The 14,782-nt window shown below is 57.9% G+C and carries 10 protein-coding genes, 1 tRNA gene and 1 pseudogene; 5 read left to right on the top strand and 7 right to left on the bottom strand.

What is annotated here, in order from left to right; all coding sequences use genetic code 11:
* Window positions 1-235: pseudogene (locus NQ050_RS10430) on the top strand (hypothetical protein); the annotation flags it as partial.
* 257 nt (window positions 236-492) lie between these two features.
* Complete coding sequence (glxR, locus tag NQ050_RS10425) at window positions 493-1,176, top strand: CRP-like cAMP-activated global transcriptional regulator GlxR (protein WP_257039268.1); 684 nt, start codon at window positions 493-495, stop codon at window positions 1,174-1,176.
* Window positions 1,177-1,262: 86 nt separating this feature from the next.
* Here glxR and NQ050_RS10420 read toward each other — a convergent pair whose 3' ends face one another.
* The 4 genes from NQ050_RS10420 to NQ050_RS10405 all read right to left on the bottom strand — a co-directional run bounded on the left by NQ050_RS10420 (window position 1,263) and on the right by NQ050_RS10405 (window position 3,130).
* Complete coding sequence (locus NQ050_RS10420; RefSeq protein ID WP_257039267.1) at window positions 1,263-2,078, bottom strand: MBL fold metallo-hydrolase; 816 nt, start codon at window positions 2,076-2,078, stop codon at window positions 1,263-1,265.
* A gap of 121 nt (window positions 2,079-2,199) precedes the next feature.
* Complete coding sequence (locus NQ050_RS10415) at window positions 2,200-2,655, bottom strand: RidA family protein (protein WP_257039265.1); 456 nt, start codon at window positions 2,653-2,655, stop codon at window positions 2,200-2,202.
* A 1-nt stretch (window position 2,656) separates the two neighbouring features.
* A complete protein-coding gene (locus NQ050_RS10410) occupies window positions 2,657-2,812 on the bottom strand; it encodes a DUF4177 domain-containing protein (RefSeq protein WP_257039264.1) in 156 nt (51 codons plus the stop codon).
* 66 nt (window positions 2,813-2,878) lie between these two features.
* Complete coding sequence (locus tag NQ050_RS10405; protein ID WP_257039270.1) at window positions 2,879-3,130, bottom strand: WhiB family transcriptional regulator; 252 nt, start codon at window positions 3,128-3,130, stop codon at window positions 2,879-2,881.
* A gap of 377 nt (window positions 3,131-3,507) precedes the next feature.
* Between NQ050_RS10405 and NQ050_RS10400 the strand changes: the two genes are divergently transcribed.
* Window positions 3,508-5,865, top strand: a complete 2,358-nt coding sequence (locus NQ050_RS10400; protein ID WP_257039263.1) for a transglycosylase domain-containing protein — start codon at window positions 3,508-3,510, stop codon at window positions 5,863-5,865.
* Between the two features lie 6 nt (window positions 5,866-5,871).
* Here NQ050_RS10400 and NQ050_RS10395 read toward each other — a convergent pair whose 3' ends face one another.
* A complete protein-coding gene (locus tag NQ050_RS10395; RefSeq protein WP_257039262.1) occupies window positions 5,872-6,324 on the bottom strand; it encodes a GatB/YqeY domain-containing protein in 453 nt (150 codons plus the stop codon).
* Between NQ050_RS10395 and NQ050_RS10390 the strand changes: the two genes are divergently transcribed.
* The gene (locus NQ050_RS10390) at window positions 6,323-7,267 is read left to right on the top strand and encodes a metallophosphoesterase (protein ID WP_306428447.1); all 945 of its coding nucleotides are present in this window, start codon (window positions 6,323-6,325) and stop codon (window positions 7,265-7,267) included. The two genes, NQ050_RS10395 and NQ050_RS10390, sit on opposite strands and share 2 nt — an antisense overlap.
* 94 nt (window positions 7,268-7,361) lie before the next feature.
* Window positions 7,362-7,435, top strand: a tRNA-Pro gene (locus NQ050_RS10385).
* A 385-nt stretch (window positions 7,436-7,820) separates the two neighbouring features.
* Here the strand turns inward: NQ050_RS10385 and NQ050_RS10380 are convergent.
* Together NQ050_RS10380 and NQ050_RS10375 are read right to left on the bottom strand one after the other, a co-directional pair.
* Window positions 7,821-13,790 carry a SpaA isopeptide-forming pilin-related protein gene (locus NQ050_RS10380; RefSeq protein ID WP_257039261.1) on the bottom strand — a complete coding sequence of 1,990 codons (5,970 nt, stop codon included), beginning with the start codon at window positions 13,788-13,790 and terminating at the stop codon, window positions 7,821-7,823.
* A 373-nt stretch (window positions 13,791-14,163) separates the two neighbouring features.
* The gene (locus NQ050_RS10375; protein WP_257039260.1) at window positions 14,164-14,553 is read right to left on the bottom strand and encodes a VOC family protein; all 390 of its coding nucleotides are present in this window, start codon (window positions 14,551-14,553) and stop codon (window positions 14,164-14,166) included.
* Window positions 14,554-14,782: the final 229 nt, after the last annotated feature.

The following is a 14,782-nucleotide window of genomic DNA, read 5'->3' as shown; positions in this document are numbered from 1 at the left end:
GAGACAGCCTCCCACCCTTCCCACCTTTCCGGCACCTCCCCACCTCTTTCTGCCGCTCGCCGCGCTAAGCTCAATGCTCATGAGTGTGTTTTTGGTCATTGCCACCCCCGTATTCCTGGCCCTGTTCCTGCTGTGGATGGATCGCCTGGAGCGGGCAATCCTGCATACCCCAGATGAAACCAACCAAACGGGCATTTCCGAACCACTGCCAACAACCCCCGAAAATGACGCTTAAGCAGCATATTTAGAGCCCGTTGGCCGCGTTAGCAAAAATTATCAAAAATACCGGATATGTCCGGTTTTTCTAGAAAACTTCACAAATAATGTGCCAAAGTGATGTTTCACATAGTAAGGTGTGGGGAGTACGACGCGGCACCCCCACCAGAGGCGCCGCGCACGGCAGTAACACTTAGTCTTCAAAAAGCTTCAACGAGGCGTTTTTTCAGTTCTGCAGTATGCCTTCGTTGTGATTACTAGAGGGAGTACATCTCAGTGGATGGCGTGCATGAAATCCTGTCCCGCGCAGGCATCTTTCAGGGTGTCGATCCGGTAGCGGTGAACAACCTGATCCAAGAGCTGGAAACGGTTCGGTTCCCCCGCGGCGCAACGATCTTTGAAGAGGGTGAGCCAGGAGACCGCCTCTACATCATCACCTCCGGCAAGGTGAAGCTGGCGCGCCACTCACTCGACGGCCGTGAAAACCTCCTCACCGTGATGGGCCCTTCGGACATGTTCGGCGAGCTGTCCATCTTCGACCCAGGGCCACGCACCTCCTCCGCAGTGTGCGTCACCGAGGTCCACGCAGCAACCATGAACTCCGAGATGCTGCACAAGTGGATCGAGGAGCACCCGGAGATCTCCGAGCAGCTCCTGCGCGTGCTGGCCCGCCGCCTGCGCCGCACCAACGCCTCCCTGGCAGACCTCATCTTCACCGACGTCCCAGGCCGCGTAGCAAAGACCCTCCTGCAGCTCGCCAACCGCTTTGGCTCCCAAGAGGGCGGCGCGCTGCGCGTGAACCACGACCTCACCCAGGAAGAAATCGCCCAGCTCGTGGGCGCATCCAGGGAGACCGTGAACAAGGCCCTTGCCACCTTTGCCCACCGCGGTTGGATCCGCCTTGAAGGCAAGTCCGTGCTCATCGTGGACACCGAGCACCTGGCAAAGCGCGCCCGCTAAACAGCAAACCAAACCCCCTTTTCGGGCCCTTGTTCATGAGGGGCTCGAAAAGGGGGTTTTGGTGTTCCTCCAGTCTGCTGAACGAACTAGCTTTCCTGCTGCTCCAGGTAGCGCAGCGCCACCCGGGTGGACTGCTCCGCCGCCCCGCGCAGGACTGGGTCTACGTCGTCATAAATCTCGTCGATGAGGGTCTTAATGCCCACATCTTTGCCCAGCTTCTCCCGGGCGGCCACGATCTGCTCGAGGCGTTGGCGGCGGCGTTCGGCGTACCACTGCGCATAGCTTGCAACGTCGTCACCATCAGGACCGTGGCCTGGCAGCAGCTTCACGCCTTTGCCACGGCGTTCCAAGAGTTCTAAGGTGTCCAGGTATGCGCCCAGGTCACCGTCGGTTTCGGAGATCATGGTGGTGTGGCGCCCTGCGATGGTGTCACCAGTAGCGATGCCCTCAAGAGTGGATTCGCCCGCCACCCCGGACCAAATGAAGAAGCATACGCTGTCGCCGGTGTGCCCTGGCGTGGCCACCACCTCGATCTGCGGGGTCACACCCGGGACAGTGATGATTTCCCCAGGTTGCAGGGCCTCGCCGCCGTAGCAGTACGAGGGATCCATCGCACGCACGGGCGCGCCGGTGAGCTGGTGGAAGCGTTGGGCTCCGTCGGCGTGGTCGTGGTGGCGGTGGGTCAGCAGCACCAGCGCCACCTGCTCCGCTTTGGAGTTCAGGACGTTGAGATGACCCTCGTCGTAGGGGCCGGGGTCGATCACAATGCTGTTTGGGTCCTCGGGGCCGCGGATAACCCACGAGTTCGTTCCCTCAAGGGAGCTGTAGCCGGGATTGGGGCACAGCACCACTGCTGCGGAGGGCGTCACAGGGCGTAGTTGACTGTAAGCAGGATGCTCCATGCACACTAGCTTAGCTTTTCCATTGAATCCGCACTAGAAGTTTCCGCAAGGCGCGTGCCGACGCCCCCAAGACCCCACCTTGGCAGCGTCGGAACGGGCGTGTGCGGGAGGCTGCGGGAGGCTAAGAAACCTCAACCACAATTTCCACCTCAACCGGGGAGCCCAGCGGCAGCTCCGCTACACCCACGGCGCTGCGGGCATGCGCGCCCTGTTCCCCGAAGATCTCCGCGATGGTGTTGGAAGCGCCGTTGATCACGGCGGGCTGACCAGTGAAACCCTCGGCGGAGGCAACAAAGCCCACCACTTTGAGCACGCGGGTGACGTTATCAATACCCACCAGTGCATCCACGGCGGCGAGGGCGTTGAGCACGGCGATCCGCGCGTATTCCTCGGCCTCAGCGGCGGTCACTTCCGCGCCCACCTTGCCAGTCTTGGGCAGGGCACCATCAACGAAGGGAAGCTGGCCGGAAGTCCACACCTGATTGCCGGCCTGCACCGCCGGAACGTATGCGGCAACGGGGGCAGCTACGGCGGGAAGGGTAATCCCGGCGGCTTTGAGCTGGTCACTCACAGACATGTTAGGCAACCTCACGCTTCATGTAGGCAACCACGTTTTCTGGGTTTGGCCCAGGAACTACGGAGACGAGCTCCCAGCCGTCTTCACCCCAGGTGTCCAAAATTTGCTTGGTTGCGTGCGTGAGCAGTGGCACAGTGGCGTATTCCCATTTCTTCATGGAAACAACCATACCCACGTTGTGGGAGGATTGAGCAGCTCCACTGAATGGAACTACTGAATGGAACTACATTACGGGGTCGCCACCCTGGGCGAAGTAATCCGCCCAGCTTTCCACGTGGGGGTTCTTGCGCAGGATCGCGCGCCGCTGGCGCTCGGTGAGCCCGCCCCACACGCCGAATTCCACGCGGTTATCCAGAGCGTCTGCGCGGCAGTTCATGAGGACCGGGCACTGGCTGCAAATTTCCGCGGCCCGACGCTGCGCGGCACCGCGAACAAAAAGGGCGTCAGGGTCGCCGTGGCGGCAAGCGGCGAGCATGACCCAGTCCTCGCGATCGATCAGGCCAGTGGCTCCCGCGTTTGCAGCAGATACACTTGAGGATGCAGTTGAAGAACCGTAGGAGTAGCGGTTTGCGCTGGTCATGAGGGATGCGGTCATAATGTCCAAACTCCTTGCCGATAGCCAAACTGACCCTTGTAAGTCTATTCACACTTGTTAAGGAAAGTCGAATGGGTCACAAAACAGGGGGAATTTCCCCCTCCCCCACACTGGGGGCTGTATAGGGCTTGTATAGGGATCACATCGGGAGTGACTGAGCGCCACCCCCGAAACTCCACGCACCACGGCACAAGAAAAGCACCCTTTTCCAGCCGCGGCACTTCCCGCACGCTGGCACATTCATTAGGGTGGACTGCGTGCAAACCTGGAAAGCATTGAGAAACATCGTGGGCGCAACCCTTGCGGCTGGCTTGGCAAGCGCCATTGCGCTTACCCCCATCGCCGCCGTGGGCGCCGTAGTGGTAGACCGCACCAATGCCACGATGCAGTCCAATCTGGAAGACATCACCCAAGGCCAAGCGCCGGGGGTGACCACCATCCTGGACGCCAACGATGACCCGATCGCCTGGATCTACGCCCAGCGCCGCTTCGAAGTGCCTTCCGATCAGATCGCCCAGCCCATGAAGGACGCGATCGTTGCCATTGAGGACCGCCGCTTCTACGAGCACAACGGTGTGGACATCCAAGGCAATCTCCGCGCGATGGCGAGCAACATTTTTGCCGGCGGCATCGCCCAGGGCGCATCCACCATTGACCAGCAGTATGTGAAGAACTATTTGCTGTTTGTCACCAGCAAAACCGAGGATGAGCAGGCCGCGGCCATTGAAACGTCCATTCCACGCAAGCTGCGGGAAATGCGCATGGCCTCGGAAATTGACGCCACACTCAGCAAAGATGAGATCCTTACCCGCTACCTCAACCTCATCCCTTACGGCAACGGCGCCTTTGGCATTGAGGCGGCGGCACGCACCTACTTTGGCATCTCCGCCGCGGAGCTGAGCGTTCCGCAGGCAGCCATGCTCGCGGGCATCGTGCAATCCACCTCCGCACTCAACCCGTACACCAACCCCGATGCCACGCTGCAGCGGCGGAATACGGTGCTTGCAGCGATGGCGGACGTCGGCAGCATTCAGCCCGCCGATCTTGAGGCGCTGCAGCTTGAGCCGCTCGGCGTGCTGGAGGAACCCCAGGGCATGCCAAACGGCTGCATTGTTGCGGGCTCCGCCGGATTCTTCTGTGATTATGTGCTGCAGTACCTCGATGAGAAGGGCATCTCCCAGGACACCCTCACTTCCGGCGCCTACACGATCCGCACCACCTTGGAGCCGGCCGTCCAGGAAGCGGCCGTGAATGCGCTGCAAACGTACGTCAACCCACAGACTCAGGGTGTGGCCGAGGTGATGAACATCATCGAACCCGGCGAGGACTCCCGTGCGATCCGCGCCATGGCAAGCTCCAGGAATTATGGCCTGGACTTGGAAAATGGCGAGACCATGCTGCCGCAGCCGTCATCGCTGGTGGGCAACGGCGCAGGCTCGGTGTTCAAGATTTTCACAGCGGCGGCAGCGCTTGAAGCCGGCTATGGTTTGGACACAATGATCGACGTCCCCCGGCGCTACGAGGCGCGCGGCATGGGTGAGGGCGGCGCCGACAACTGCCCAGCAGGCTCCTACTGCGTGGAAAACTCCGGCAGCTACGCCTCAAGCATGTCTCTGCGCGACAACCTTGCCCAATCCCCCAACACTTCCTTTGTGAAGCTGCTGGAGGAAGTAGGCGTGGAACGCGTGGTGGACATCTCCGTGGCCCTAGGCCTGCGCAGCTACACCGACGCCGGCAGCTTTGACGGCCAGGCCTCCGTGGCCGACTACGTCAAGGAGCACAACCTCGGCTCCTACACGCTCGGCCCCACCGCCGTGAATGCCTTGGAGCTTTCCAACGTCGCCGCCACCTTGGCCTCGGAGGGCCGCTGGTGCGAGCCGAGCCCCATCCGCGAGGTCACGGACGCCGACGGCAACCAGGTTTACCTGGAAACCCCCGCCTGCGAGCAGGCAATTGACGCCGAGATCGCCCGCGCCCTGGCAAACGGCATGGGCCAGGACGCCACGCGAGGCACCGCTGCCGACGCCGCCAGCGCCGCAGGTTGGCAGGCTCAAGTCGCGGCCAAGACGGGCACCACGGAGTCCAACCAATCTGCCGCATTCCTGGGCTTCAACAGCAACTTCGCCGCCGCGACCTACATCTACAATGACGGCACCACCATCTCCCCGCTCTGCACCAGCCCCGTTGTGCAGTGCTCCTCCGGCACCCTGTTCGGTGGCGGCGAGCCGGCACGCACCTGGTTCATGGCCGCAGGCGGCACCGCCGGCGCGACTTCCGGCACGCTGCCAAGGATGAACGAAAGCTTCGCCCTAGGCGCATCTGCCCAGCTTGCGCGGGACCTCGAGGGCCACACTGAGGAGGACGCCCGCCGCCAACTCACCGCCGCAGGCTATCGGGTGAGCACCCAATACCAAACCGGCGACGGCAGCACGCGCGGCACCGTGATGCGCGCGGCAGTACCCACCCCGCTGCAGGAAGGCGCAACAATCACGCTGTACCTTTCCGACGGCACCTCCCCGCGCCCAACCCTCACGGTGCAACCAGACGAACCGGAATTCACCCAGGATGAGCTGGATAATCTCACCCAGCAGCTCCAGGAGCTCTTTGGTTTCTAGTTCCCCTTATGAACTCAGCGCGGTGCGCACCGCTGCGGAAAGCCGCTTACCGTCTGCTCGGCCGGCGGCTTTCTTCGTAGCCACACCCATCACTTGGCCCATTTGCTGCATGGAGGAAGCCCCAACCTCCGCAACGGCGGCCGCGACCAGCTCTGCCAGTTCGGCGTCGTCAAGCTGCGCTGGCTGGTACGCCTCAAGGACCGCTGCCTCTTCGAGTTCGTTGGCTGCCAGTTCCTCGCGGCCGGCGGAAGTATAGACCTCGGCTGACTCGCGGCGCTTTTTAATTTCCCTGGCGATGACTTTCAACACGTCTTCGTCGGAAACCTCATGCTTTTGACCTGTAGTTTCCTCCATGGTGATGGCGGCGAGCAGCATGCGTAGGGTGCCGGTGCGGACTTTGTCGCGCGCCTTCATGGAGGTGTTCAGATCTTCACGGATGGTTTCTTTCAATTGGCTCATGGGCTTCATCCTACTCAAGGGGCGTTACACTGAGTTGGTGTCTACGTTCCCCAAAACTCTAGCCATCACCAGTGCCGCCGCCACCGCTCTGGGTGCAGGAATCCTCGCCTGGGCATGGCGCGAAACCGCCCAGTTTGAGCTGAAAGAGCTCACCGTACCGCTGCTGGCAAAAGGCACGCTGCGCGGGAACAAAGAATTCCGCATCCTGCACGTTTCTGACCTCCATATGGTAGCCGGCCAGACTCGCAAGCAGGACTGGGTACGCGGGCTTGCGCAGCTCAACCCCGACCTGGTGGTGAACACCGGTGACAACCTCTCCGACCCGAAAGGCGTGCCAGGCGTGATCCGTGCGCTCGAACCATTGCTGCGCAAGCCGGGCCTGTTTGTGTTTGGCACCAATGATTACTTTGCCCCGAAGATGGTGAACCCCTTTGTGTACCTCATGGGCAAAAAGCGCACCCCGAGCACCGTGGAACTGCCGTGGAAGGGGATGCGGGCGGTGTTTGTGGAGCACGGTTGGCGCGACGCCAACCAGGCGCGCCACGAGTTTCAGGTGGGCCCGGTGCGCATCGCGGCCGCTGGCGTGGACGACCCCCACCACAACCTGGATGACTACTCCGAGGTCGCCGGCGCTCCCAATCCCGACGCTGACCTAAGCCTTGCTCTGGTGCACTCCCCCGAGCCACGGGTGCTGAGCGCCTTTGCCGAGGACGGGTACCAGCTCTCCCTGTCCGGGCACACCCACGGCGGCCAGTTGTGCCTGCCTGGCGGGCGCGCCATTGTGACGAACTGCGGCATCGACCGCGAACGCGCCAACGGCCTGCACCGTTTTGGCCCGATGTGGATGCACGTGAGCAACGGCCTGGGGTCCTCCCGTTTTGTGCCCTTCCGGCTTTTCAACCGGCCTTCTGCCACATTGCTGCGGATCGTGGAAGTGGAGTGAGTTTGGGGGTTTGTTGTTGCGATTTGTTGTGCGGTGCCTTCAGGAGTAACTTCAAACACGCAGCAGATGAGCACTGAGCGTTCACCTCTTGCCGCGGGATATGGCGCAGCTTGGTAGCGCACCTCGTTCGGGACGAGGGGGTCGCAGGTTCAAATCCTGTTATCCCGACCGACTGCATTTCCCCTGGCCATGATTGGCCGGGGGATTTGCTTTATCTGTGCTGTTCAGCGGGTGGTTGGTGCAGCGCACACTTACTGGCGCCGTCACCTGGGCGGAAGCGGAAATCCGCTTTGCGGAGTGTGTGGAGGGCATGGGTTTTGGGGGGCTTTTGGCGTAAGTCGATAGCTTAAAGTCGATAGGACACGATTTTCCCAAAAATCCGCCGTCCTATCGACCAACGCGGCGTCCTATCGACTTTGGGCTATCGACTAACACGTCCTATCGACCAACGCATCAACACCTCAAACAACATCATCCGTCAGCGCCGCACTGCACACACGCCAAGCGGCTCCCCTTATCACGTGATTGCGGGGAGCCGCTTGTACTGGAATGCCTAGGCCTTCTTCTTTCGGATTGCCACGATCAGCGCACCGAGCGCAGTTACAGCAAGCGCCAGAAGCAACAGGGTTGAGGCATCAAAGCCGGTGAGTGCCAACGCTCGTGGCTTCTTTTGTCCCACCCCATCCGGGTGATTCTCAGGTCCGGATTCTTGGTTCGGAGCGGCACCAGGAATGATGGCAACTCCGACTTCCACGTTCACCACGTCACCAAGGAAATAGAGTTCTCCATCATCAACAATGGCGGCAAGGCGTTCCTGCTTGTCCAGAAGGTATCCAGCTGGGGCCTTGGTTTCTACCACCGCATATTCGCCGTAAGGGACATCTGCGAAGCGCACCAAACCGGTGGCGTCGGAAATTGCCGTAGCCACGGCCGTGCCCTCCCGGCGCAGCTCGAAGGTTGCACCTTGCAGCGGGGCGCCGGAGGAATCGACCTTGCGTAACTCAATGCTGCCGCGCTTGAGGAAGTTCTCAATTGTGCCGGCATCCACCACTTGTCCCTGCTCCGAGATGGTGACCTTAACCACCGCGGAAAGCAAGACATGGGAGTCCTTAGTGGAGATTTCGCGCAGCTCATAGGTGCCATAAACCACGCCGTCGAAGATGACCGAGCCGTCAGCGGCAGAGGTGGCAATGTAGGCGGGCGCCGATTGCCAATCCCAATCGGGGTTGTCTTCATCGCCAGGCTGGAGCACTCCCGCATCAAATTGAGCACCGCTGCGCACGGACTCCTTCACCGCATTACGGGCGGTTGTTTGATCCACGGGGAAGAGACCGAACGTCGCGCCGGCAAAGTCGGTTCCGTCATCACCGCTAACCTTGTGCAGCTTCACTGAGCCCGTGATGATCGGATTGACCACAGGCGTAGCGGTGAGGTCTACGGTCACGCCCTCGTCCCTCACGGCCACCGCAACTGGTTCGCCGCCGTTGAGCTGATAGCCGGCGGGAGCCACGGTTTCTACAACGGTGTAGTCACCGAACGCTACGCGCTCGAACACCGCCACACCGTTGGCGTCGGTGCTTGCCGTAGCCACCACCTGCTCGCCTTGCCTCAATTCGAATTCAGCACCCTCGAGGGAGTCTGCCCAAGCGTTGTGCTTGACGATCTTCACATCTGCCCGCTTTACCACGTTTTCTACCGAGCCGAGGTCAATGTGCTTGCCGTGACGATCAATGCTTACTGGGAAAGTCTTATCCAGGAGAATGTGGGATTCTGCAGTGGCCGTTTCCTTCAAGGTGTAATTGCCGTAGACAACCTCCGGGAATTCCACCTTTCCGTCCACGCCCGACGCAGCCGTGTAGAGCTCAAGGTTCTCCCATGCCCAGTTCGGGTCAGTGGTGGGATCGGTTGCATCGCCCTCTGCTCGCGTGGCCAGGTAGGCATTACGCGCCGTCTCCCGGTCTTGGGCAAACAGCCCAAACGTGGCGCCGGCAAGCGGCTGTTGAGTGTGGTCCGCATCCACCTTGGTGAGGCTGAGGCTTCCCCTCTTCATGTCATTGAAGAACGGATCAGTGAGATCCACCTCTTGACCATTTTGCTCTACCTTGACCTCGCGACCATCAGTTTCTGCTGATAGTTGGTAGTTTTCAAGGGACTTGCTCTCCCGGAGGATATAGGTTCCGTAACGAACGTCATTAAAAATCACAACGCCATCGGCACCCGTTGTGGCCTTGAGCTGCTGAGCACCAGGGGCATCCTTCGGGGTGAGGGTGAACTCCACTCCGGCGAGGGGTTCGTTGATTGGACGCCCGATCTTCTGCGCCTTCACGGATCCCTTGAACACAGTGTTTTCAACAACCCGTTCAACAACCTGCTCGTGATCAGCAATTCTAATGTCAATCAGTTCAGCAGAAGGCAGGTAGTTAGCAGGAGGCGTGACTTCCTTCAGCTTGTACTCACCCCACAGCACGCCCTCGATGATGGTTTCACCCTGTTCGTTGGTTGCCGAGGAAACATAGCGCGGGCTGTTGGTCTTCGGGTCGAGGATTTCATTTCCTTCTGCGTCAAGCAATTGGAACACCGCACCTTCAAGCTTGATGCCGTCCCGGTCCGCGTCCTGCTTCACAATCTTGACGCTGCCGCGCTTCACCTGATTCTCTACCACGATGTCGGAGGTGAACTCGCGCTTCGCCTCAGCGCACGCCTCATTAGCGCCCGTGGAGAGCTCACCCGCGGTGTGGGTGACTCCTTGATCATTCACCGTAACCGTGATTGCACCCTGGAGTGTTTGCAGGCGCTGCGGGGTGGACTGACCGTCTTCGGTGAGTTGGTACACACCCATTGGCACGTTTTCAAAGGTGATATTGCCGTCTTTGTCCGAGGTACCGGGAAAAGGACCAGGCTTTTCGGCCGGAGCATTTTGCCCTTCGAGTGGGCGATCCCAGGTGAGCACGAACTTCACGCCCTCAACAGGCACACAGAATTCATCCACTTTAGCCAGCGTCACAGGTACCGTTCCCAAGATGATTCCGGCATTACGAATTTCATGGACAACGTCAGGGTTCAGGCTGAACGTATCCGTAGTGGCTTGCGTGTCCTTTTCATCTGCTGGCTGTGCATGTGAATCAACTCGTTTCTGAGCCTCATCGCGAAGCGCTTCAGGAGACAATTCAAGGTACTCGGTGAAGGTGTCCGCATTTTGCAGCGTGAATTGCACCTTGTAGTTGCCACGCTTGTACACATCAAACCAGTAGTGACCCTTAGCATCCGTGGTTTTCTCATACGGGGTGCCGTCGGGAGCCGTTGCCACCTCACCAGTGGTCGCATCGATGAGTTGGACCTTGTAACCCTCGAGCCTGCGCTCTTGTTCGCCAGCCTTGCTATCGGACTCCGAGTCCACCCAAACAATGCCCTCTACGGAGTACTTCACGATTTCCGAACGCACATTATTGGCCTCGAGGTAGCCCACGTTAGTAGTAGACAGCGCACCGGAGTTCACTGCCTTTGAACCAACCTCAAGCTGCTTCGTAGCATCGTTGTATGGGATGACCGATTGCACAACAATGTTGGCGCTCTCCTTGGGCTCCAACTGCTGGCCGTCCTTGAGCTGTGTCTTGAAAGAGGTCACCTTTGCCCACGCTTCCGGGGTATTTCCGTATTGCGCAACAAACGCATCTTTAGTAAGCCACTCGGCATCACGCACAGATGCAAGATCAGCACCCTGAGGAGTGACACTGTAGAGGAAAGTGAACTTGGTCAATCCAGCATTTTGTTCCACATCTTCGATGGCCTTGACCAGCGGCGTCGTGTAAGCAGAGTGCTCTACCCTAGTAACTTCACCCGTTTCCGGATCAACTTTGTTCCACCAACGTGGGGCATATCCGACGCCGCCGTCAGGCAGTTGGCCATCAACAATCGTGTGGTCCTGCAGATGCGGCAACACATCGATGATGAATACTCGCCTCAACGGTACGCGGTCACCATTTGCGATGGTCAGTTTGTAGTAGAGATCGCCGCCCAAATCTTGCGCTGGTGCCTCAAGCATCCAGGCCTTGCCGTCCAGGGACACCATCTTCTTCATCAGCACTTCAGCGGGCGGAATAAAAGTGATGGTGTTTGTAGTTTTCAGGAAGTACTCTGTGGTGTTTCCGTCGCCGTCCAAATCCAAAGTGTCTTGGTAACGGCTCTGATCCGCATGGGCGCCAATTTCCGATTCATTGTTATCCCATACCGAGTAGAACTCCACGACGTTTGCGCCGTCATTTGCATACAACGTGGTATCCAGGACCGGGAGAGCTGTTTTTGCGACTTTCATATCCACATCACCGTATTCATACACAACGGCGGTCTTGCCCGTGTTGCGGAAGTTCGGGATGATCTTTGTCGTTGGGGCAGTGCCGTTGGTGTAGCGGTATTCGACGCCCGGTGGCAGCAGCACAATCTGCTTGAAGTTCTTTGCAGGCTCGGTCATACCTGCCCATCTACCGAGCGTTTTGTCGTCGCTCGTGGTAACCTGCCTGAACTCACGAAGGCGCGAACAGTTCGCGGTGGTCAGTTGCCCCTCTGTTCCGAGATCACGTTCACAGTTAACGTACGTGACCGTCTGGTTGTTTGAGCTGACCTGCCGAATACGAGCCGTCACAGGTGTAATGCTGATCCAGTTGTTGTCTTCTTGGTAGTCGTACTTGGTGGTCTTAATTTCAGGGTTCATTTGGAGTTCACCAGGAACCCAAGTGACGTTCCCATTCTCATCGGTTTGCTGAGTGTGGGGCGTGCGCCCAGTTTGGTACGTTATTTGCGCGCCGTTGTAATACTTCTGCTGTCCTGTATATTTCCCGTCAGCCCAATCCTTCATTTCTTGCACGGTTGGGTACACATAAATGGAGGAGTAGAGGTCAAAGTTGTCAATTTCCAACGGGTTATCAAACTTGAGTTTCCAGCCGGTGTACTTTCGCTCGGTGTCGTTCAGCACAATACGGTTTGCCGGCTTTACTTCCTCTGGGATGAGCTCTTCGGATCCATCCGCCAATACGCCGTAAAGCTTTGGTCCCGCATCGATGAATGATTGGCGTGTTTGCGCCTGCGTACGCTCTGGGGCCGTATTGCTGTGCCCGCCAGTGACATCAAATGTGATGCCCTGAATATACAAACGCTCGTCGAGCTGCTTATCTTCAATCTGTTGGATGAAGTCGTGTGTCCCACCAAAAACGGGCAGCCCAGGCTGCTTAAACGTTTGTCCGTTGTTTGTGTTTCCAAAACGGATTCGATATACCAAGGAATCAGGGCGCGAACTATCTACCTTAATGGTCCTGTCCCAGATGTCACCGTTGAAATAAGAGTGCGGCCTATTGACTCGTTCATGATCGGTTACATATTTTTCGAAATTATTTCTATATTCAGCCCTGTGGATAGACGTTACATGCCGAACGTGAAAGGTGTGATCCCACTTCACCTCTGGGTGAATCTCTTCACTTTCAAGTCCCTCATCCAGAGTCACCTGTGCATAGTTCACATGCAGAATCGCCGGACCGACGGTGGAGCAATCCGTTCCAGCCGCATTGCAGGTATAGCCATTTTCAGAAATTGGCGCCCCGGAAAAATCAAGCATCATTTGCTTGCAAAGACTGTTTGCATCGGTGGTAATTCTCCCGGTGAAGGTTGCTGTGTGCGTTGCTTCGTCATACACCCAGCCACGGTTAACATTCTGGTTGGGCAGCCACTTTGCATGCTCAGGGAGGCGATCAACAATCTTGAGTGTTTGAGCCCTATACTCGCCCACACCAGCGCTGGCGCCGGCTTGTTGACGATTTACTGCACAGATTCGATAAGTGCGAAGAGTATCAGTAGGCATTGCGTCCAAGAGAGGCTTTGCAGCCTCAAATGCCTCAACAGTTTGGTATGTACGGTACGTAGGAAGCTCATATGCCCGTTCACCGGTTTCAGGATGCACCTTACCTTCATTATCACTGGTCCAGGTAGGACCAACGGCGGATCGTTTTTCACTGGTGTATTCCGAACTAGCCTTCGCGGTGAAGGTAACAGATTCTTCGAGGAGGATGTCCCCGTTCCCATCGAGAAGTGTAACTACCGGGGTGACAGTTGTCCCATCAGGCGTCACTAAGTTTCGGAACCTAAATGGGAAAGGGTACTCAAGGTTTGTGCCGCCCTTGATATTGAGGAAGTCATACTCGATCCACCACGAGGTGGCGTCTTCACCACGGCGTTCAGCAACTGCCTGACCAGAAGATACAAAGTCTGGTTTGGTGAGGTATTTATCCGCCGTGTTTGGAACATCCGGATTCACCGGCGCAATTTTTGGAACCACAATCCTGATGGTTGGATTCTGCAAATCCACCAGGGTTCCTGATGCCTCAAAACGGGCGGTAGCGGGGATTTGTTCACCGGTGAAGTAGTCAGTCTTTGGCACTGCACCTTCGGCGATCACGGAGTCTCTGGTGCCCACCCGCAAAACAAGCTTGTATGGGTCTTCTTCCTGCGCCATTGCAGGAATGACGGGCGAAAACATCGAAGCGATGAGTGAGAGCACGACTGCCACGACCAAGCCAAGGGACAGTCTTCTGGGATGAGATAGGGACTTATTCAGCATAATGCTTAGAGATTATCAGAGAGCTATCAGTAAAACCTACCCCAAAGAATCCCCATTGAACTGCAATGATACTGGATTGACCCCTAAACGATTTTGACCTGCAACATTTGTCTCAATGTATCAAGTGTGAGATTTCCTTTGGCGGCAATTTTCATGCACATTTGGACGCCTCAAGGACGAAGTCCCCGGGCGATTCCGATATTCAATCTCTAATGACGGCCGCCTCCAACCGTCTACGCTGCAATACTCGCGTACCAGCGAATCGTGAGTTGTAAGTGCAAGTTCCGAAGCATTAGCTCTTGGGTACCACAAGGAGGTTAAAGTGGTGTCCGTCCAAATCAGTGAAGCCAGCGCCGTAGAACCCGTTGAATTCCATAGGGGGTGCGGTGACAGTGCCACCGGCAGCCTCGACCTTTTCAATTATCGCAACCACGTCATCGGCACTCTCTACCCCAATGCTGATCAACACCTCAGTGCGGCTATTTTCATACTCGACAGGAAGGAACTGAGCCATCGTTTCATGAGGAAATAGCATGATGTAACTGCCATCAGGGAGGACCACGCGGACCATAGCCGAAGGCATTTGAGAGTCCTGTTGAAAGCCAATCGCGGTGAAGAATTCGGCGGCTCTTGCGAGGTCCGCGACACCGATGTTAAACCGAAGTGAATGCTTGCGTTTCAATGTACGTCTCCCAGATTGAGTCCACGTGGCCCTGCAGCCACTTCATGGTCCAGGATTTGAGGGGCACATTTGGGCGTTGGTCGATAGCTCAAAGTCGATAGGGCACGATTTTCCCAAAAATCCGCCGTCCTATCGACCAACGCAACGGCCTATCGACTTTGGGCTATCGACCAACGCGAAGGGACCCGGCCCACCCAGCCAGCACACCCAGCCAACCCAGGCAAACAAC

This window comes from Corynebacterium sp. 122RC1 (assembly GCF_024580955.1).
GTDB classification, from domain to species: Bacteria; Actinomycetota; Actinomycetes; order Mycobacteriales; family Mycobacteriaceae; genus Corynebacterium; species Corynebacterium kozikiae.
This window is presented reverse-complemented; position numbering and strand designations above follow the sequence as displayed.